Below are 20,483 nucleotides of genomic sequence, written 5' to 3'. Positions count from 1 at the left end.
TAATCTAGTCTAAAAAAGATTTCATCGTCATATCACGAAAAATTACAATTATGCAAACTTATGATGTCAGGTCATTTTTACATTTTAACAGATAAATGCGGTTATTCGGAATCGGACAATTTCTTTATTCTTCGGGCAATCATCGAGTTATCTTGATTAGGTTTAGCAACGAAAGGTAACAATCGACAATGTGAACCGCTTACCAGGAATAATCTTAATATTTATTAAAGTAAATAAGAACTCTCAATGATTTTTAAGAATAGCCTTTAAGGCTACAGGGATTATATCGCTTATTTACCCTGGAGAAAATAAACGAAATAGCAATAAGTGATTTTTATGATTTTTCCAGAAAAAAGGCCGCTTGCGCGGCCTTATCTTTAGAGATCTATCAGTGATGGTCTACTGAGTGGCTATGCTCAAGATCTTCACTTTTGCGGCTAAAGCGGCGGCGTACCACCACAAAGAACACCGGAACAAAGAAGATAGCCAACACGGTTGCCGTCACCATCCCGCCCATTACGCCAGTACCAACGGCGTTCTGCGCGCCGGAGCCTGCGCCGGAGCTGATAACCAGCGGCATTACGCCCAGAATAAAGGCCAGCGATGTCATCAGGATCGGACGTAAACGCATGCGGACCGCATCCAGCGTCGCCTCTATCAGACCTTTACCCTCTTTATCCATCAAGTCTTTGGCGAATTCGACGATAAGTATCGCGTTCTTCGCCGACAACCCAATGGTTGTGAGCAGGCCTACCTGGAAGTAAACGTCGTTGGTCAGGCCGCGGAACGTTGCCGCCAGCAATGCACCGATAACACCTAACGGTACCACCAGCATGACGGAGAACGGAATTGACCAGCTCTCGTACAATGCCGCCAGACACAGGAATACGACAATCAGTGAAATGGCATACAGAGCAGGGGCCTGGTTGCCGGACAGTCGTTCCTGGTAGGACATACCGGTCCAGTCATAGCCGATACCGGATGGCAGTTTGCTGGCCAGTTCCTCCATCATTGCCATGGCTTCACCGGTACTTTTACCCGGTGCGGCCTGGCCTAAGATTTCCATGGAAGGCAGACCGTTATAGCGTTCCAGACGCGGTGAACCATATTCCCAACGTGAGGTAGAGAAGGCGGAGAACGGTACCATCTGTCCATCGCTGCCGCGGACATACCAGTTTCCAATATCTTCCGGCAACATACGGTATTTCGCTTCAGACATGATGTAAACTTTCTTCACACGACCACGGTCGATGAAGTCATTTACGTAGCTTCCGCCCCATGCTGCACCCAGCGTTGTATTAATATCACTAATGGATACACCCAGAGCCTGCGCTTTTTCCTGATCGATATCGATCTTGAACTGCGGCGTGTCTTCCAGACCGTTAGGACGTACGCCGACTAACAGATCAGGATGTTTCGCAACTTCACCAAACAGCTGGTTACGCGCCTGAGTCAGCTTCTCATGACCTAAACCTGCCTGGTCAATCAGCTGGAAGTCGAAACCGGTCGCGGTCCCTAACTCCACAATCGCTGGCAGGTTAAAAGCGAAGACCATCGCGTCTTTAATCTGCGAGAATGCGCCCATCGCACGTTGAGTAATTGCCTCAACCTTGTTCTCCTCGCCTGGACGTTCACTCCAGTCTTTCAGAGACACGAACGCGATACCGGTGTTCTGACCACGTCCTGCAAAACCGAAGCCGTTAACGGCAAACACCGATTCAACGTTCGCTTTTTCTTTGGTCAGATAGTAATCCGTCATTTCGTCCAGCACCTTCTGGGTACGCTCTTGCGTTGCACCCGCTGGCAGCTGAGCCATTGACAGGAATACCCCCTGGTCTTCATCCGGCAGGAACGAGCTTGGCAGACGAACGAACAGATAGGCCATACCCACGACGATGATCAGATACAGCGCCAGATAACGACCGGTGCTGCGCAGAATTCCGCCCACGCTGTCGGTGTAATGGTGCGTGCTCTTATCGAACATGCGGTTAAACCAGCCGAAGAAACCTTTTTTGCCTTCTCCGTGATCGCCTTTAGCAACCGGTTTGAGCATGGTCGCACACAGGGCAGGGGTCAGAATCAATGCCACCAGGACTGATAACGCCATCGCCGAAACAATGGTGATGGAGAACTGACGGTAAATTGCACCGGTAGATCCCCCGAAGAAGGCCATCGGAATAAATACCGCTGACAGCACCATAGCGATACCAACCAGTGCGCCCTGAATCTGGCCCATCGATTTACGTGTTGCTTCCTTCGGCGGTAGCCCTTCCTCAGCCATTACACGTTCAACGTTCTCGACCACAACGATGGCGTCATCCACCAACAGGCCGATGGCGAGCACCATCCCGAACATCGTCAGCGTGTTTATCGAGAAGCCGAAAATCGCAAGGACGGCAAACGTACCCAATAGCACCACCGGCACGGCGATAGTCGGAATCAGCGTCGCGCGGAAGTTCTGCAGGAACAGATACATTACCAGGAACACGAGGATGATGGCTTCCGCCAGCGTTTTCACTACTTCGTGAATAGAGATTTTCACGAACGGCGTGGTGTCATACGGGTAAACGATCTTTAGACCTGACGGGAAGAACGGTTCCATCTTCTTCAGTTCATCGCGGATAGCGTTTGCGGTGTCCAGGGCGTTAGCGCCTGTCGCCAGCTTGATACCCAGACCGGATGCCGGTTTACCGTTGAACTTCGCAATGATGTCGTAGTTCTCGCCACCCAGTTCGACTTTCGCTACGTCACGCAGACGCACCTGGGAACCGTCCTGATTCACTTTCAGCAGAATTTTGCTGAACTCATCGGCAGAGGTCAGACGGGTTTGCGCGATGATCGAAGCGTTAAGTTGCTGGCCTTTCACCGGCGGCGTACCGCCTAACTGACCGGCTGCAACCTGGGCGTTCTGCGCTTTGATGGCGCTGATCACATCAACCGGCGTCAGCTGGAAGTTATTCAGTTTGTTCGGATCCATCCAGATGCGCATCGCGTACTGGGAACCGAACAGCTGAACATCACCCACACCTGAAGTACGGCTGATGGCGTCCTTCATGTTGGCGCCCACGTAGTCGGAAATATCCTCCTGCGTCATGGTGCCGTTGGTGTTGATAACGCCGACAACCATCAGGAAGCTACTGGATGATTTCTCAACGCTCACACCCTGTTGTTGTACTTCCTGCGGCAGAAGCGGCATTGCCAGCTGCAGTTTGTTCTGCACCTGTACCTGCGCGATATCCGCATCAGTACCAGACTGAAAGGTAAGCGTGATCTGCACGGTACCCGTGGAGTCACTGTTTGAGGACATGTACATCAGGTTATCGATACCGTTCATATTCTGTTCGATAACCTGCGTAACAGTATCCTGTACTGTTTTGGCATCAGCGCCAGGGTAGGTCGCGGAGATCGTCACTGCTGGCGGTGCAATAGTCGGATATTGCGCTACCGGCAATTTGAGGATCGCGAGCCCCCCTGCCAACATGATGATAATGGCGATCACCCACGCAAATATTGGGCGATCGATAAAGAAATTAGGCATGTCTTAACGGCTCCTGTTTAAGTTAAGACTTGGACTGTTCAGGCTGGCTACCGCTTGCAGCTTGCTGGTTGTTATCAGCAGTGATTTCCTGCGCTTTTACCTGCGCGCCAGGACGTACTTTTTGCAGCCCAGTGACAATCACGCGGTCGCCCGGTTTAAGTCCATCAGTGACTAACCATTTGTCGCCAATCGCTTGTGCGGCAACAATTTGACGGGTTTCAACTTTGTTATCTGCACCGATAACCAATGCACTGGCATCGCCACGCGGTGTGCGGGTAACGCCTTGCTGTGGAACCAGTAATGCAGTTGGGTTAGTCCCTTCTTCCAGACGAGCACGGACGAACATACCCGGCAGTAAGGTGTGATCCGGGTTAGGGAAGATTGCGCGTAACGTAATCGACCCGGTGGTTTGATCTACCGTGACATCAGAAAATTCCAGCGTACCGGACTGCGGGAATTTAATGCCGTCATTGGTCACCAGTTCGACTTTCGCTTTACCGTTTTCTTGCTTCAGCGTGCCGTTGGCCAACTCTTGTTTCAGGCGCAGAAAATCGTTGCTTGACTGCGTCACGTCCACATAGATGGGATCCAACTGCTGAACGGTTGCCAGTGCGGTTGCCTGACCGTTTTGCACCAGAGCGCCTTCAGTAACGGATGATTTACCAATGCGGCCGCTGATCGGCGACGTCACTTTGGTATAAGCCAGATTGATGCGTGCAGTTTCTACCGCGGCTTTCGCGGCGACAACGGAGGCGTTCGCCTGTTGTGCGTCTGCCAGTGCACTATCGTAATCCTGTTGACTGATGTACTTAGTACCCAACAGTTTCTGATAACGTTTGACCGTCAGTTGAGCGATATTTGCTGCGGCTTGTGCTTTTGCCAGATCGCCTTTTGCGCTTTCATAAGCGGCCTGGTAAGTAGCAGGATCAATCTGATAGAGAGATACACCCGCTTCGATGTCACCACCTTCCGTGAAATTACGCTTCAGGATAATACCGCTAACCTGAGGACGAACTTCTGCAATGCGATACGCACTGGTGCGACCCGGGAGTTCGGTTGTTATCTGTAGAGGTTCAGTTTTGAGCGTAACAACTCCAACCTCTGGCATCTGCTGGCCCCCTTGTTGGGCCTGTTTGTCGTCACATCCTGTTAGCGCTAAGCTGCCTGAGAGCATCAGAACGACTGCCAGAGGCGTTAACCCTCTGTTTTTGTTCATATGTAAACCTCGAGTGTCCGATTTCAAATTGATCAATGGCTGAAAGCCCATAAACCCATTGCTGCGTTTATATTATCGTCGTGCTATGGTACATACATTCACAAATGTATGTAAATCTAACGCCTGTAAATTCACTGACCTATGGCACGAAAAACCAAACAACAAGCACAGGAAACTCGACAGCACATTCTCGATGTCGCTCTGCGTTTGTTTTCGCAACAAGGGGTATCATCCACCTCGCTTGCGGAGATCGCAGCAGCCGCTGGTGTCACGCGCGGCGCGATCTATTGGCATTTCAAAAACAAATCGGATTTATTCAGTGAAATCTGGGAGCTAGCAAAACCTAACATTGATGAGTTAGAGACTGAGTATCAGGCAAAATTCCCCGACGATCCACTATCAGTATTAAGAGAAATTTTAATTTACGTTCTTGAAGCTACCGTGACAGAAGAACGCCGACGTTTATTGTTGGAAATTATATTCCACAAATGCGAATTTGTCGGGGAAATGGCCTCAGTTCAGCTAGCTCAACGCAGTCTGTGTATTGAAAATTACGACCGTATCGAACAAACATTGCGGCACTGCATGAACGCCAACATGCTGCCGGAAAATCTGAACACGCGTCGCGTGGCGGTGCTGCTGCGTAGTTATGTTACCGGAATTATCGAGAACTGGTTATTTGCCCCTGAATCTTTTGATCTGAAAAAAGAGGCTCGGGAATACGTCGCCGTGCTGCTTGAGATGTGTCTTCTCTGCCCAACCTTGCGGGTTAACGTAGCGGAAACCTGTTAACTCTCTGGGTCTGTGCCAGGAATTCTCCTGGTCATTTTGCCTCCTGCTATTCTGCCGGTCACAGCCGTGATATTCTTGCCGCTTGACTATTTTCGGTCACTTTTCCGGTTCAGAAACCTTCATTCTCATGACTATGTTGCAGCTCTATAAACGTTCACAGCATCTTATTGCTATTACCATTCTTTTCTTCATTCTATTGCTATCCTGCCAGTCATCTGCGTTTGCGCGGGCGCAACAGAGTGGTGAACTGCCGACGAAAGCGGATATTCAGAGCCAGTTAGACACGCTGAATAAACAAAAAGATCTCTCCGCACAGGATAAGCTGGTTCAACAGGATCTCATCGATACCATTGCCACGCTGGATAAAATCGATCGTGTGAAGGATGAAACCGTACAGCTTCGACAAAAAGTTGCCCAGGCGCCGGAGAAAATGCGTCAGGCGACGGATGCGCTAAATTCGCTTAGCGATGTCGATAATGACGATGAAACGCGAAAAACGCTGAGTACGCTCTCCTTACGACAGCTTGAGTCGCGCGTGTCGCAGGTCCTGGATGACCTGCAAAGCTCGCAAAACGATCTGGCCGCTTACAACAGCCAACTGGTATCGCTGCAGACACAGCCAGAGCGCGTACAAAATGCAATGTACACCGCGTCGCAACAGATGCAGCAAATCCGCAATCGACTCGATGGCACCACTGTGGGAGAGGCGGCTTTACGCCCCAGCCAGCAGGTGCTGCTGCAGGCGCAGCAAGCGTTGCTGAACGCGCAGATCGACCAGCAGCGTAAGAGCCTCGAAGGGAATACCGTTTTGCAGGATACCCTGCAAAAACAACGCGATTATGTGACGGCGCACAGTAACCGCCTTGAACACCAGCTCCAGCTCCTGCAAGAGGCGGTGAACAGCAAACGACTGACGTTAACCGAAAAGACGGCACAGGAAGCGGTAACGCCGGACGAAGCCGAGCGTATTCAGTCCAATCCGTTAGTGAAGCAGGAGCTTGATGTTAACCATCAGCTCAGCCAGCGCCTGATTGCCGCGACTGAAAACGGCAACAGCCTGATGCAGCAAAATATCAAGGTCAAAAACTGGCTTGACCGCGCGCTGCAATCCGAACGCAACATTAAAGAGCAGATCGCCGTTCTGAAAGGCAGTCTGCTGCTGTCGCGCATTTTATATCAGCAACAACAAACGCTGCCGTCGGCGGATGAGCTTGCCGATATGACCAACCGGATCGCCGATTTGCGTCTGGAGCAGTTCGAAGTCAACCAGCAGCGCGATACGTTGTTCCAGAATGATGCGTTTGTCGCCAAACTGGAAGAAGGGCACAGCAACGACGTTAACCCTGAAGTCCATGATGCCCTGCTGCAGGTCGTGGATATGCGTCGTGAACTGTTGGATCAGCTAAATAAGCAGCTGGGCAACCAGTTGATGATGGCGATTAATCTGCAAATCAACCAGCAGCAGTTAATGAGCGTGTCGAAAAACCTGAAAGAGATCCTCACGCAACAAATCTTCTGGGTTAACAGTAACCGTCCGATGGACTGGGACTGGATCAAAGCCTTCCCGCAAACCCTAAAAGACCAGTTTAAGTCGATGAAAATCACGGTGAACTGGGAAAAAGCCTGGCCCGCCGTGTTTATTGCGTTCCTGGCAGGGCTGCCGCTGCTGCTTATCGCCGGGTTAATCCGCTGGCGTTTGAAGTGGCTGAAGGATTATCAGGCAAAATTAGCCGCCGCGGTGGGGAACCTGCGCAATGACAGTCAGCTTAATACGCCAAAAGCGATTCTGATCGATCTCATCAGAGCCTTGCCGGCGTGTCTGATTATCCTCGCGGTGGGTCTGATTCTGCTGACTATGCAACTGAATATTAGTGACCTGCTGTGGGCGTTCAGTAAGAAGATGACCATCTTCTGGCTGGTGTTTGGTCTGTGCTGGAAGGTGCTGGAAAAAGATGGCGTGGCGATACGTCATTTTGGCATGCCAGCGAAGCAGACCAGCCACTGGCGTCGCCAGATTGTGCGTATTAGCCTTGCGCTGTTGCCGCTTAACTTCTGGTCGGTCATTGCTGAGCTGTCGCCGCTTAATTTGATGGACGATGTGCTTGGCCAGGTGGTCATTTTCCTCAACCTGCTGCTGATCGCCTTCCTGGTATGGCCAATGTGCCGCGAAAGCTGGCGTGACAAAGAGTCGCATGGTCTGCGTCTGGTCACTATTACCGTGTTGTCTATTATTCCGATTGCATTAATGGTGCTGACGGCGACAGGGTATTTCTACACTACGCTGCGCCTGGCGGGCCGCTGGATTGAAACGGTCTATCTGGTTATCCTCTGGAATCTGCTGTACCAGACGGTGCTGCGAGGGTTGAGCGTAGCGGCTCGTCGTATCGCCTGGCGTCGTGCGTTAGCGCGTCGTCAGAACCTGGTGAAAGAAGGGGCCGAAGGCGCAGAGCCGCAGGAAGAACCGACTATTGCGCTGGAACAGGTTAACCAGCAAACGCTGCGTATAACCATGCTGGTGATGGTTGCCCTGTTTGGTGTTCTGTTCTGGGCCATTTGGTCTGATTTGATCACCGTGTTCAGCTATCTCGACAGCATAACGCTCTGGCATTACAACGGCACCGAAGCGGGTGCGGCAGTGGTGAAAGACGTCACCATGGGCAGCCTGTTGTTTGCGATTATTGCGTCAATGGTCGCGTGGGCGCTGATCCGCAACTTACCCGGCCTGCTGGAAGTGCTGGTGCTCTCGCGACTGAAGATGCGCCAGGGGGCTTCTTATGCGATCACCACGATCCTGAATTACGCCATCATCGCCATTGGTGCGATGACGGTCTTCGGATCGCTCGGCGTTTCGTGGGATAAGCTACAGTGGCTGGCCGCTGCTCTCTCGGTTGGTCTTGGTTTCGGCTTGCAGGAAATTTTCGGTAACTTTGTTTCCGGTCTGATTATTCTGTTTGAACGCCCGGTACGCATCGGCGATACCGTGACCATCGGTACGTTCTCCGGAACGGTCAGCAAGATCCGTATCCGTGCCACCACCATTACTGACTTCGATCGTAAAGAGGTGATCATCCCGAACAAAGCATTCGTGACGGAGCGTTTGATCAACTGGTCGCTCTCCGATACCACCACGCGTCTGGTGATCCGCATTGGCGTGGCCTATGGTTCGGATCTGGACAAAGTGAAGAAGGTGCTGTTGCAGGCGGCGACAGAACACCCGAAAGTGATGCACGATCCGGAGCCTGCTGTGTTCTTTACCGCCTTCGGCGCCAGTACGCTGGATCATGAGCTGCGTTTATACGTGCGTGAATTGCGCGATCGTAGCCACACGGTTGATGAACTTAACCGGGCGGTCGATCGTTTGTGCCGTGAAAATGACATTGATATCGCCTTTAACCAGCTCGAAGTTCACCTGCATAACGCGAAAGGTGACACCGTGACCGAGGTTAAACGTGACATCATTAAAGGTGACGATCCGACGCCTTCGGTAGGTTAACAGAAATAATCATCAGGCCTGCGAGCTTCGATTCATTCGTAGGCCTGATAAGTGCAAAGCCATCAGGTTTTCAGTTACAGCTCTTTTTTAGATAAAGAGAGTAGTTTCTTCTCGTAATCCTGCTTCACAATCTCCAGTGCTTTCAGAACTGTTTCAGGCTCCATCTGATTCTCTTCAAGCAGGACAATCAAATCGACGGCCAGTTTGACTTCATCTGGGGCGTTCTCTAATGACATAAATTCTCCGGGGATTAGCGGGTTAAACGCGCCAGCATGTTATCTATTCTTGCCAGTGCATGACGACAGCGTGCCAGTCGTGCTTCGAATGCCTCTACTTCGCGATGCAGTTTTTGCTGTTCTTCAAAGCCTGTAACCTGTGCCAGGCGTTCTTTACGTTCACGCGTCATTTCAACCAGGCGGCGCTCAAACTCCTGGTGTTGAACTCGCTTACGCTGCCAGCGCGCCAGACCAGGAGAGGCGCAGTCCCACTCCCGGAGCGACCAACTGGCGGTTTCACGTGAAATCGCCTCTAACTGTGAGGCAAGGTGTTCCGTAAGCCAGGTAATTTGTGGTAGTTGTTGCTGTTCAACTGCGCGACGTAGAGCAGTGAGATTATCATCAGCTTCATCCAGACAGGCCTGTAGCAACGTGCTGCGGGTGTGAAACAGATGCCTGTCAAAGCGGGCGCTAAGCGTGGCATGGTGTGCCAGTGGGGCACAACGCTGCCGCAAGCGGTTAAGCTGGTTTTCGAGCGTCTGAAGCAGCATGACGGTTTTCACGACAACACTCCGATGAAAATGAGAACTGTTATGATAAAGTAGCGATTCTCTGTGTTAAGTATTCATATTATGCAACGCATTATTCTAATCATCATAGGCTGGATAGCGGTAGTGTTAGGAACGCTGGGCGTTGTATTGCCTCTGTTGCCGACAACGCCGTTTATCTTGCTGGCCGCCTGGTGTTTTGCTCGCTCATCGCCGCGTTTTCACGACTGGTTGCTGTACCGTTCGTGGTTCGGCGGGTATCTGCGCCACTGGCAAAAACACCGCGCGATGCCGCCGGGAGCAAAGCCGCGCGCTATTTTGTTGATCCTGGTAACGTTTAGTATTTCACTGTGGCTGGTCAATATGATGTGGGTACGCGGCCTGCTGCTGGTTATTCTCGCCTGTTTACTGATTTTTATGTGGCGGATCCCGGTGATTGATGAAAAACAACAAAAGCAGTAAAGCGCAATAAACGCTGTTGCAATTGTCTCTCACAGCCAGTAAATTCGACCGTTTTCGAGCACAGGCGCAGGTGGTCAAAGGTTAAGCAAATATAACCTTGGCTCTTATACAGACACAAAATCATTCAAGATACGTCGAGGATGAAGTGTATAGTGCGCCGTGAAGTAATACTGTATTAATCAGGCACAAACTTATGACCGCGACTGCACAGCAGCTTGAGTTTCTCAAAAATAGCATCAAAAGCATCCACGATTACCCAAAACCGGGCATTCTTTTTCGTGATGTCACCAGTTTACTGGAAGACCCGAAAGCCTACGCCCTCAGTATTGAATTGCTGGTTGAACGCTACAAAAATGCGGGTATCACTAAAGTGGTTGGTACCGAAGCGCGTGGCTTCCTGTTTGGCGCGCCGGTAGCGTTGGGTCTGGGCGTTGGTTTTGTTCCGGTACGTAAACCCCGTAAGCTTCCGCGTGAAGTTATTGCTGAGAGCTATGAGCTGGAATACGGCACCGATCAACTGGAAATCCACGTAGATGCCATCAAACCTGGTGATAAAGTTCTGGTTGTGGACGACCTGCTGGCAACCGGCGGCACAATTGAAGCGACCGTGAAACTGATCCGCCGTCTGGGTGGTGAAGTGACCGATGCTGCATTTATCATTAACCTGTTTGATCTTGGCGGCGAGCAGCGTCTGGAAAAGCAGGGGCTGACCTGTTATAGCCTGGTTCCATTCCCGGGCCACTAATTTCGGGCTATCTTATCTCGGCAGATTAATACCGAGACACACAACCTCGCCGTCGCTGCGAGGTTGTGTTAGCATTATCTCCCTGTGAATCCACCCTCCAGCCTTTCAGAGCCTGCCAATGAGTTATCAGGTCTTAGCCCGAAAATGGCGCCCACAAACCTTTGCTGACGTCGTCGGCCAGGAACATGTGCTGACGGCACTGGCGAACGGCTTGTCGTTAGGGCGTATTCATCATGCTTATTTGTTTTCCGGCACCCGTGGCGTCGGGAAAACGTCAATCGCCCGTTTGCTGGCGAAGGGATTAAACTGTGAAACCGGCATCACCGCTACGCCGTGCGGCGTGTGTGATAACTGCCGTGAAATCGAGCAGGGGCGCTTTGTCGATCTGATTGAAATCGACGCCGCCTCACGCACCAAAGTCGAAGACACCCGTGACCTGCTGGATAACGTCCAGTACGCGCCAGCGCGCGGTCGCTTTAAGGTCTATTTGATTGACGAAGTGCACATGCTGTCGCGCCATAGTTTTAACGCCTTGCTGAAAACGCTCGAAGAGCCGCCCGCGCACGTTAAGTTCCTGCTGGCGACTACCGATCCGCAGAAGCTGCCGGTGACTATCCTGTCGCGCTGTCTGCAATTCCATCTTAAAGCGTTGGATGTCGAACAGATTCGCCATCAGCTTGAGCATATCCTCAAAGAAGAGCATATCGCCCATGAACCACGTGCGTTGCAACTGCTGGCTCGCGCCGCGGACGGCAGCCTGCGCGATGCGCTGAGCCTGACCGATCAGGCGATCGCCAGCGGCGATGGTCAGGTCTCGACCGACGCGGTCAGCACCATGCTCGGCACGCTGGACGACGACCAGGCGCTTTCGCTGGTTGAAGCGGTTGTGGCTGCGGACGGCGAACGCGTTATGACGCTGGTGAACGATGCCGCCGCGCGCGGTATTGAATGGGAAGCGCTACTGGTTGAGATGTCGGCTCTGCTGCATCGTATTGCCATGGTTCAGCTTTCACCTGCCGCACTCGGCAGCGATATGGCCGCTATTGAACAGCGTATGCGCGAACTGGCGCGAATCGTCCCGCCAACCGATGTGCAGCTTTACTACCAGACCCTGTTAATCGGGCGCAAAGAACTGCCGTATGCGCCGGACAGGCGAATGGGCGTTGAAATGACGCTGCTACGTGCGCTGGCTTTTCATCCGCGCATGCCGCTCCCGGAACCTGAAGCCCCGCGACAGTCTTTTGCCCCGGTAGCACCCACTGCGGTGATGAACCCGACGCAGGTGCCGCAGCAGCAGCCTGCGGCAGCGCAACAGCAACAGAATGTGCCGCTCTCCGATGCTACCAGCCAGGTGCTGGCGGCACGCAGCCAGCTGCAACGCGCTCAGGGAGCAACCAAACCAAAAAAGAGTGAACCGGCAGCCGCTTCCCGCGCGCGGCCGGTGAATAATGCTGCGCTGGAAAGACTGGCTTCGGTGTCGGAACGTGTTCAGGCGCGTCCAGCGGTCTCTGCGCTGGAAAAAGCGCCAGCGAAGAAAGAAGCGTATCGCTGGAAAGCGACCAATCCTGTTGCAGAAGTCAAAGAAGTCGTCGCTACGCCGAAAGCGCTGAAAAAAGCGCTTGAGCATGAAAAAACGCCAGAACTGGCGGCAAAGCTGGCGGCTGAGGCCATCGAACGCGACCCGTGGGCCGCACAGGTAAGCCAGCTCTCGCTGCCTAAACTGGTGGAGCAGGTGGCGCTTAATGCCTGGAAAGAAGAGAATGGCAACGTGGTTTGCCTGCACCTGCGTTCCACGCAGCGACACCTTAACTCCAGCGGCGCGCAGCAAAAACTGGCCGAAGCATTGAGTTCCTTAACAGGGTCAACGGTTGAATTGACCATCGTTGAAGATGATAATCCAGCGGTGCGCACGCCGCTGGAGTGGCGTCAGGCCATTTATGAAGAGAAACTCGCGCAGGCGCGTGAGTCGATTATTGCGGATAATAACATTCAGACGCTGCGTCGTTTTTTCGATGCGGACCTGGACGAAGAGAGTATTCGCCCCATTTGATCGTCAGCCATTACGGTTTGACGGTCGTCATCCCTTAACGTGATTGAGAGAGAAGCCTATGTTTGGTAAAGGCGGTCTGGGTAACCTGATGAAACAGGCCCAGCAGATGCAAGAAAAAATGCAGCAGATGCAGGAAGAAGTCGCCAAGCTGGAAGTGACCGGCGAATCTGGCGCGGGTCTGGTAAAAGTAACCATCAACGGCGCGCATAACTGCCGTCGTGTGGAGATCGATCCAAGCCTGCTGGAAGACGACAAAGAGATGCTGGAAGACTTGGTTGCTGCGGCATTCAACGACGCCGCGCGCCGTATTGAAGAGACGCAGAAAGAGAAGATGGCCTCTGTTTCCTCCGGAATGCAGCTGCCGCCTGGCTTTAAGATGCCGTTCTGATGCAAACCAGCCCGCTGTTAACTCAGCTTATGGAAGCTCTGCGCTGTCTGCCGGGCGTTGGCCCGAAGTCTGCGCAGCGCATGGCGTTCACGCTGCTTCAGCGCGATCGCAGCGGCGGGATGCGTCTGGCGCAGGCGTTAACGAAGGCGATGTCGGAAATCGGCCACTGTGCCGATTGCCGCACATTCACAGAACAAGACGTCTGCAACATCTGCTCGAACCCGCGTCGCCAGGAAAACGGTCAGATTTGCGTGGTGGAGAGTCCGGCGGACATCTACGCCATTGAGCAAACCGGGCAATTTTCTGGACGTTACTTCGTGCTGATGGGACACCTGTCGCCGCTGGACGGTATTGGTCCTGATGATATCGGGCTGGATCGTCTCGAGCAGCGGCTGGCATCTGAGCAAATCAGCGAACTGATCCTGGCGACCAATCCCACGGTCGAAGGAGAGGCGACCGCCAACTATATTGCTGAGCTTTGCATGCAATATGACGTTGAAGCCAGCCGTATCGCCCATGGCGTTCCGGTTGGTGGCGAGCTGGAAATGGTCGATGGCACCACGCTGTCGCACTCTCTGGCAGGACGACACAAGATTAAATTCTGAACAAACGGAGGCCGCGACGGCGGCTTCCGCTTGAAATCCTTCCCGCTTGTCCCCATTTCACCCTCAACCTGTTTTTACCATTGAAAATGGCATTGTTGAGGTAGACCTACATGAAAGGACAAGAAACTCGTGGTTTTCAGTCAGAAGTAAAACAGCTTCTGCACCTGATGATCCATTCTCTGTATTCCAATAAAGAAATCTTCCTGCGTGAGCTTATCTCTAACGCCTCGGATGCGGCAGACAAGCTGCGTTTTCGCGCACTGTCTAACCCGGACCTGTATGAAGGTGACGGTGAGCTGCGTGTGCGTGTTTCCTTCGATAAAGATAAGCGTACGTTGACCATTGCCGATAACGGCGTGGGGATGAACCGTGATGACGTTATCGATCATCTGGGGACCATTGCGAAATCCGGTACTAAATCTTTCCTTGAATCCATGGGATCCGATCAGGCGAAAGACAGCCAGTTGATCGGCCAGTTCGGGGTTGGCTTCTACTCTGCGTTCATCGTGGCGGATAAAGTCACCGTGCGTACCCGCGCAGCGGGCGATAAACCGGAAAATGGTGTGTTCTGGGAATCTGCGGGTGAAGGTGAGTACACCGTTGCCGACATCACCAAAGACGATCGCGGCACCGAAATCACGCTGCATCTGCGCGAAGGCGAAGACGAGTTCCTTGATGACTGGCGCGTACGTTCCATCATCAGCAAATATTCCGACCATATCGCGCTGCCGGTAGAGATCGAAAAATCCGAAGAGAAAGACGGCGAGACCGTAGTTTCCTGGGAAAAGATCAACAAGGCGCAGGCGCTGTGGACCCGTAACAAGTCGGAAATCAAAGACGACGAGTACAACGAATTCTACAAACATATCGCGCACGACTTCACTGATCCGCTGACCTGGAGTCATAACCGTGTGGAAGGTAAGCAGGAGTACACCAGCCTGCTGTACATCCCGTCTCAGGCTCCGTGGGATATGTGGAACCGCGATCACAAGCATGGTCTGAAACTGTACGTTCAGCGCGTGTTCATTATGGACGACGCCGAGCAGTTTATGCCGAATTACCTGCGCTTTGTGCGTGGCCTGATAGATTCTAACGATCTGCCGCTGAACGTTTCTCGTGAGATCCTGCAGGACAGCACCGTCACCCGTAATCTGCGTAGCGCGCTGACCAAACGCGTACTGCAGATGCTGGAAAAACTGGCGAAAGACGACGCAGAAAAATACCAGACCTTCTGGAAACAGTTCGGCCTGGTGCTGAAAGAAGGCCCGGCGGAAGACAACGCTAACCAGGAAACGATCGCTAAGCTGATGCGCTTCGCGTCCACGCACACTGACTCTTCCGCACAAACCGTGTCGCTGGAAGACTACGTGTCGCGTATGAAAGAAGGGCAGGAGAAAATCTACTACATCACCGCAGACAGCTATGCGGCGGCGAAGAGCAGCCCGCACCTGGAACTGTTGCGTAAGAAAGGCATCGAAGTGCTGCTGCTTTCTGACCGTATCGATGAGTGGATGATGAACTACCTGACCGAGTTCGACGGTAAGGCATTCCAGTCCGTAGCCAAAGCTGACGAGTCCATCGACAAGCTGGCGGATGACGTTGACGAATCGGCAAAAGAAGCGGAAAAAGCGCTGACGCCGTTCGTTGAGCGCGTGAAAACCCTGCTGGGCGATCGCGTAAAAGAAGTGCGTCTGACTCACCGTCTGACCGACACGCCGGCCATCGTTACCACCGATGCGGACGAAATGAGCACCCAGATGGCGAAACTGTTCGCTGCTGCCGGCCAGGCCGTACCGGAAGTGAAATATATCTTTGAACTCAACCCGGACCACGTGCTGGTCAAACGCACGGCGGATACCCAGGACGAAGCACAGTTCAAAGAGTGGGTTGAACTGCTGCTGGATCAGGCGCTGTTTGCTGAACGCGGCACGCTGGAAGATCCGAACCAGTTCATTCGTCGTATGAACCAGTTGCTGGTGTCCTGATAGCCGTAAGGTAATGCCGGATGATGCTAACGCGTGTCCGGCTTACACCATCTCGTCGATCCCTGGCCGGATACGGTGTTTACACCGCGATCCGGCATTTTCTCTCCTCATTTTTAATTTTCCCACCGTTAACCGTTTCAGCGTCGGGCGTCTTCCTTGAGCCAATTGCGTGATGGTGGTATCGTTTAGCGCTTTTTAAAAAATATCGACAACCTTTAAGGGGATTTTCGTAATGCGTATCATTCTGCTTGGCGCTCCGGGCGCGGGTAAAGGAACTCAGGCTCAGTTCATCATGGAGAAGTATGGTATTCCGCAAATCTCCACCGGTGATATGCTGCGTGCTGCCGTGAAATCTGGCTCCGAGCTGGGCAAACAAGCGAAAGACATCATGGACGCCGGTAAGCTGGTGACTGATGAGCTGGTGATCGCGCTGGTAAAAGAGCGTATTGCTCAGGAAGACTGCCGTAATGGTTTCCTGCTTGATGGCTTCCCGCGTACTATTCCGCAGGCTGATGCCATGAAAGAAGCAGGCATCAACGTGGACTACGTTCTTGAATTCGACGTTCCGGACGAGCTGATCGTTGACCGTATCGTGGGTCGTCGCGTACACGCTGCTTCTGGCCGCGTTTACCACATCAAATTCAACCCGCCTAAGGTTGAAGGCAAAGACGACGTGACCGGCGAAGAGCTGACCACCCGTAAAGACGATCAGGAAGAGACCGTACGTAAGCGCCTGGTGGAATACCATCAGATGACCGCTCCGCTGATCGGCTACTACTCTAAAGAAGCGCAGGCGGGTAACACCAAATACGCGAAAGTTGACGGCACCCAGGCTGTGGCTGACGTTCGCGCAGCGCTGGAAAAAATCCTCGGTTAAGTTTTAGCGCAGTCAATGCCGGATGGCGGTGTAAACACCTTATCCGGCCTACGATTTTATGTAGGCCTGATAAGCGCAGCGCCATCAGGCAAATTCTCGTCTTACCTTTCACAGCAATTAGTTCTTCTTTATCGCTTTTCCGCTACAATTATCAACAATTTGAATCGATAAGAGGCGGTAATGCGTCAGACGAAAACCGGTATCCTGCTGGCAAACCTCGGCACTCCCGATGCCCCAACCCCCGAAGCCGTTAAGCGCTACCTGCGCCAGTTTTTAAGCGATCAACGCGTAGTCGATACGTCACCTGCGCTGTGGTGGCCGTTGCTGCGTGGTGTGATTTTGCCGCTGCGTGCGCCACGCGTGGCAAAGCTGTACCAGTCAATCTGGATGGAAGACGGTTCCCCGCTGATGGTCTACAGTAAGGCGCAACAGCAGGCGCTGGCACAACGTCTGCCAAATACGCCTGTCGCGCTGGGGATGAGCTACGGTTCACCGTCGCTTGAAAGCGCGGTCGATGAACTGCTGGCAAGCGGAGTTGAACACATGGTGGTGTTACCGCTGTACCCGCAATATTCCTGTTCTACCGTGGCGGCAGTCTGGGATGAACTGGCGCGAATCTTAGCGCGTAAACGCAGTATTCCTGGCATCTCATTTATTCGTGATTACGCTGATGACAGCAGCTACATTGATGCGCTGGCCAAGAGCGCCCGTGATTCATTTGCTCAACATGGTGAACCCGATTTGCTGCTGCTTTCCTACCACGGCATTCCGCAGCGCTACGCCGATGAAGGCGATGACTACCCGCAGCGCTGTCGCGATACGACTCGTGAGCTGGTTTCTGCGCTTGGCTTGCCGCCGGAAAAAGTGATGATGACCTTCCAGTCTCGTTTTGGCCGTGAACCGTGGTTGACGCCATATACCGATGAAACGTTAAAAATGCTGGCGGAGAAAGGGACCCGACATATCCAGGTCATGTGTCCGGGCTTCGCGGCTGATTGTCTCGAAACGCTGGAAGAGATAGCGGTGCAAAACCGGGAGATTTTCCTTGAGGCTGGTGGTAAGCAATATGAGTATATTCCGGCGCTGAATGCCACACCGGAACATATCGAAATGATGGTTAAACTGACCGCAGCCTACCGTTAAAGCTGCGCTCTGAAGTAACGCGCGCCCTCCCGTAACGCATCGTCGGCGGTTTTCATCATCCGCGAATAGTGCAGGAAGGCGTGCAACGTGCCGGGGTACATTTTGTACTGGCAGGGCTGCTGATGCGCCTGTAGCGTCTGGAATAATAAGCGGCTATCGTCAATCAGCGGATCAAACTCCGCACCGGCGATAAAACACGGCGGTACGTCGCGCGTCAGGTCGTTATTAAACAGGCAATAGTATGGTGACTCGCGATCGTCGGCGCTACGCAGGTACGCGTTTTCGTACATCAGCAGATCCTCGCGAGTTAAACCATCCCAGGCTCCGCCCATTAGCCGTCGGCTCAGTGAATCCTGCAGGCCGTAAAGCCCATACCACAACAGCACGCCAGCCACCTTGCCGCAGGCAATGTGTTTATCCCGCAACCACAACGCGCTGGCAAGCGCCAGCATGGCCCCGGCGGAATCGCCCGCAAAACCAATATGATTCACATTAAGGGAATAATCGCCAGCGTGCTGATAAAAGTACTGACAGACGGCGACAATCTCTTCGATGGCTTGCGGGTAGCGGGCCTCTGGCGCAAGCGAATAGTCGATGCCAATTATTGTGCACTGCGTATAGCGCGCCAGTAAACGCATAATGCGATCGTGGGTATCCAGATTACCGAGAATAAAACCGCCGCCGTGCAGGTAATATAGCGTCGCCTGGCTATGGGGCTGCGGAGCGTAAATTCGTGTGGCAACGGGGCCGCATGCGGTGGAAATAACGCATTCTCGGGTATTCATCTGTGGGGCATCGGCATTCCACAACTGCCGTTCATGAATGTAGTGTTTACGCTGGGCCACAAAGTCATCGGCAGCGGGCCACGGCGGCAAATCTTCGCGATGAAAATTCACCACACTTTTCATTTCATCCGAAATGTTGTCGAGTACGGGGATCTTGTTTTCCGGCTTCATAAAGCGCTCCTTGTGAAGGTGAGTTATTGTAGAAATTCATCCCGGATAAACTGCGATCTCACCGTCCGATATTGAAACTCAGCGCCGCATCGCATGCGCAGCGGGGAATGTGCTACCATGCATCGCTCAGCTAACCACCCGTAAAATCGACCATGAAATTTCCCGGTAAACGTAAATCCAAACACTATTTCCCCGTCAGCGCGCGCGATCCGTTGCTGCAACAAATTCAGCCAGAAAATGAAACCAGCGCAGCCTGGGTGGTGGGTATTGACCAGACGCTGGTGGATATTGAAGCCAAAGTTGATGATAACTTTGTAAAACGTTATGGATTAAGCGCCGGGCACTCTCTGGTGATTGCAGATGATGTCGCTGAAGCGCTCTACCAGGAACTGGTGCGTGAAAATTTGATCACCCATCAGTTTGCGGGCGGTACTATCGGTAATACGATGCACAACTACTCCGTGCTGGCGGATGACCGCTCGGTGCTGCTGGGTGTGATGTGCAGCAATATCGAGATTGGCAGCTATGCGTACCGCTATTTATGCAATACCTCCAGTCGTACCGATCTGAACTACCTGCAGGGCGTAGATGGACCGATTGGTCGCTGCTTTACGCTGATTGGCGAGTCCGGTGAGCGTACCTTTGCAATCAGCCCTGGGCATATGAACAAGCTGCGGGCGGATAGCATCCCTGAATCGGTGATTGCCGGAGCGTCCGCGCTGGTGCTGACGTCCTATCTGGTGCGCTGCGAGCCGGGCGAGCCAATGCCGGAAGCGACCATGAAGGCGATCGAATTTGCTAAAAAACACAATGTACCGGTGGTACTGACGCTGGGCACCAAATTTGTCATTGCCGATAATCCGCAGTGGTGGCAGGCATTCCTGAAAGAGCATGTCTCAATTCTGGCGATGAATGAAGAAGAGGCCGAAGCGCTGACCGGCGAAAACGATCCGCTGCTGGCGTCCGACAAGGCGCTGGATTGGGTGGATCTGGTGCTGTGCACAGCGGGTCCGGCGGGTCTTTATATGGCGGGCTTTACGGAAGAAGAAGTCAAACGTAAAACCCAGCATCCGCTGCTGCCTGGGGCCATTGCCGAATTCAACCAGTACGAGTTTAGCCGCGCCATGCGCCATAAAGATTGTACTAATCCGCTGCGTGTGTATTCGCACATCGCGCCGTATATGGGCGGCCCAGAGAAGATCATGAATACCAACGGCGCTGGTGACGGCGCGCTGGCGGCATTACTGCATGATATTACCGCTAACAGCTATCACCGCAGCAACGTGCCTAACTCCAGCAAGCACAAGTTCACCTGGCTGACCTATTCGTCGTTAGCCCAGGTGTGTAAATATGCGAATCGCGTGAGTTATCAGGTGCTGAACCAGCATTCCCCGCGCCTGACGCGCGGTTTGCCGGAACGCGAAGATAGCCTCGAAGAGTCGTACTGGGATCGTTAAATAATGCACATGC

At 52.9% G+C, this 20,483-nt stretch carries 16 protein-coding genes and 1 other annotated feature; of the genes, 11 read left to right on the top strand and 5 right to left on the bottom strand.

Features of this window, described 5'->3' with window-relative positions:
• Positions 1 to 388 precede the first annotated feature (388 nt).
• On the bottom strand, positions 389 to 3,538 hold the full coding sequence (gene acrB, locus HV311_RS18465) for an efflux RND transporter permease AcrB (protein WP_016152073.1): 3,150 nt from the start codon (positions 3,536 to 3,538) through the stop codon (positions 389 to 391).
• Between the two features lie 22 nt (positions 3,539 to 3,560).
• Positions 3,561 to 4,754: a multidrug efflux RND transporter periplasmic adaptor subunit AcrA gene (acrA, locus tag HV311_RS18460; protein WP_016152074.1), complete on the bottom strand. Its 1,194-nt coding sequence runs from the start codon at positions 4,752 to 4,754 to the stop codon at positions 3,561 to 3,563.
• Between the two features lie 141 nt (positions 4,755 to 4,895).
• Between acrA and acrR the strand changes: the two genes are divergently transcribed.
• Both acrR and mscK read left to right on the top strand, forming a co-directional pair.
• Positions 4,896 to 5,546 (top strand): multidrug efflux transporter transcriptional repressor AcrR, encoded by a 651-nt coding sequence (gene acrR, locus HV311_RS18455; RefSeq protein WP_016152075.1) that lies wholly within the window; start codon positions 4,896 to 4,898, stop codon positions 5,544 to 5,546.
• A gap of 127 nt (positions 5,547 to 5,673) precedes the next feature.
• Entirely contained in the window at positions 5,674 to 9,039 is a 3,366-nt protein-coding gene (gene mscK, locus HV311_RS18450; protein WP_016152076.1) for a mechanosensitive channel MscK, read from the top strand.
• A 74-nt stretch (positions 9,040 to 9,113) separates the two neighbouring features.
• Here the strand turns inward: mscK and rsmS are convergent, their stop codons facing one another.
• Complete coding sequence (gene rsmS / locus HV311_RS18445; protein ID WP_016155875.1) at positions 9,114 to 9,275, bottom strand: pleiotropic regulatory protein RsmS; 162 nt, start codon at positions 9,273 to 9,275, stop codon at positions 9,114 to 9,116.
• Positions 9,276 to 9,289: 14 nt separating this feature from the next.
• Positions 9,290 to 9,817 (bottom strand): primosomal replication protein N'', encoded by a 528-nt coding sequence (gene priC / locus HV311_RS18440; RefSeq protein ID WP_103283557.1) that lies wholly within the window; start codon positions 9,815 to 9,817, stop codon positions 9,290 to 9,292.
• Between the two features lie 69 nt (positions 9,818 to 9,886).
• Here priC and HV311_RS18435 point away from each other — a divergent pair, with 69 nt between their 5' ends.
• The 8 genes from HV311_RS18435 to hemH all read left to right on the top strand — a co-directional run bounded on the left by HV311_RS18435 (position 9,887) and on the right by hemH (position 18,057).
• On the top strand, positions 9,887 to 10,264 hold the full coding sequence (locus tag HV311_RS18435) for a DUF454 family protein (RefSeq protein ID WP_029139439.1): 378 nt from the start codon (positions 9,887 to 9,889) through the stop codon (positions 10,262 to 10,264).
• 193 nt (positions 10,265 to 10,457) lie between these two features.
• Positions 10,458 to 11,009, top strand: coding sequence for an adenine phosphoribosyltransferase (gene apt / locus HV311_RS18430; protein WP_006685676.1), 552 nt, complete (start codon positions 10,458 to 10,460; stop codon positions 11,007 to 11,009).
• Between the two features lie 118 nt (positions 11,010 to 11,127).
• Positions 11,128 to 13,059, top strand: a complete 1,932-nt coding sequence (gene dnaX, locus HV311_RS18425) for a DNA polymerase III subunit gamma/tau (RefSeq protein WP_103928976.1) — start codon at positions 11,128 to 11,130, stop codon at positions 13,057 to 13,059.
• Positions 12,392 to 12,456 (top strand) — a sequence feature (DnaX frameshifting element). It overlaps the preceding gene by 65 nt.
• 58 nt (positions 13,060 to 13,117) lie before the next feature.
• A complete protein-coding gene (locus tag HV311_RS18420; RefSeq protein WP_003021764.1) occupies positions 13,118 to 13,447 on the top strand; it encodes a YbaB/EbfC family nucleoid-associated protein in 330 nt (109 codons plus the stop codon).
• Positions 13,447 to 14,052, top strand: coding sequence for a recombination mediator RecR (gene recR / locus HV311_RS18415; RefSeq protein ID WP_016152082.1), 606 nt, complete (start codon positions 13,447 to 13,449; stop codon positions 14,050 to 14,052). Before HV311_RS18420 ends, recR begins: the two co-directional genes overlap by 1 nt.
• Before the next feature lie 110 nt (positions 14,053 to 14,162).
• A complete protein-coding gene (gene htpG / locus HV311_RS18410; RefSeq protein WP_016152083.1) occupies positions 14,163 to 16,037 on the top strand; it encodes a molecular chaperone HtpG in 1,875 nt (624 codons plus the stop codon).
• A 232-nt stretch (positions 16,038 to 16,269) separates the two neighbouring features.
• Positions 16,270 to 16,914, top strand: a complete 645-nt coding sequence (adk, locus tag HV311_RS18405; RefSeq protein WP_003021773.1) for an adenylate kinase — start codon at positions 16,270 to 16,272, stop codon at positions 16,912 to 16,914.
• A 180-nt stretch (positions 16,915 to 17,094) separates the two neighbouring features.
• Positions 17,095 to 18,057 carry a ferrochelatase gene (gene hemH, locus HV311_RS18400; protein ID WP_016152084.1) on the top strand — a complete coding sequence of 321 codons (963 nt, stop codon included), beginning with the start codon at positions 17,095 to 17,097 and terminating at the stop codon, positions 18,055 to 18,057.
• Here the strand turns inward: hemH and aes are convergent.
• Positions 18,054 to 19,013 (bottom strand): acetyl esterase, encoded by a 960-nt coding sequence (gene aes / locus HV311_RS18395; RefSeq protein WP_191220284.1) that lies wholly within the window; start codon positions 19,011 to 19,013, stop codon positions 18,054 to 18,056. The genes hemH and aes overlap by 4 nt on opposite strands.
• A 152-nt stretch (positions 19,014 to 19,165) precedes the next feature.
• Between aes and gsk the strand changes: the two genes are divergently transcribed.
• Complete coding sequence (gsk, locus tag HV311_RS18390; RefSeq protein WP_016152086.1) at positions 19,166 to 20,470, top strand: inosine/guanosine kinase; 1,305 nt, start codon at positions 19,166 to 19,168, stop codon at positions 20,468 to 20,470.
• The last annotated feature ends 13 nt before the right edge of the window (positions 20,471 to 20,483 follow it).

The organism is Citrobacter sp. RHBSTW-00881 (genome assembly GCF_013728515.1).
Lineage (GTDB): Bacteria > Pseudomonadota > Gammaproteobacteria > Enterobacterales > Enterobacteriaceae > Citrobacter > Citrobacter braakii.
This window is presented reverse-complemented; position numbering and strand designations above follow the sequence as displayed.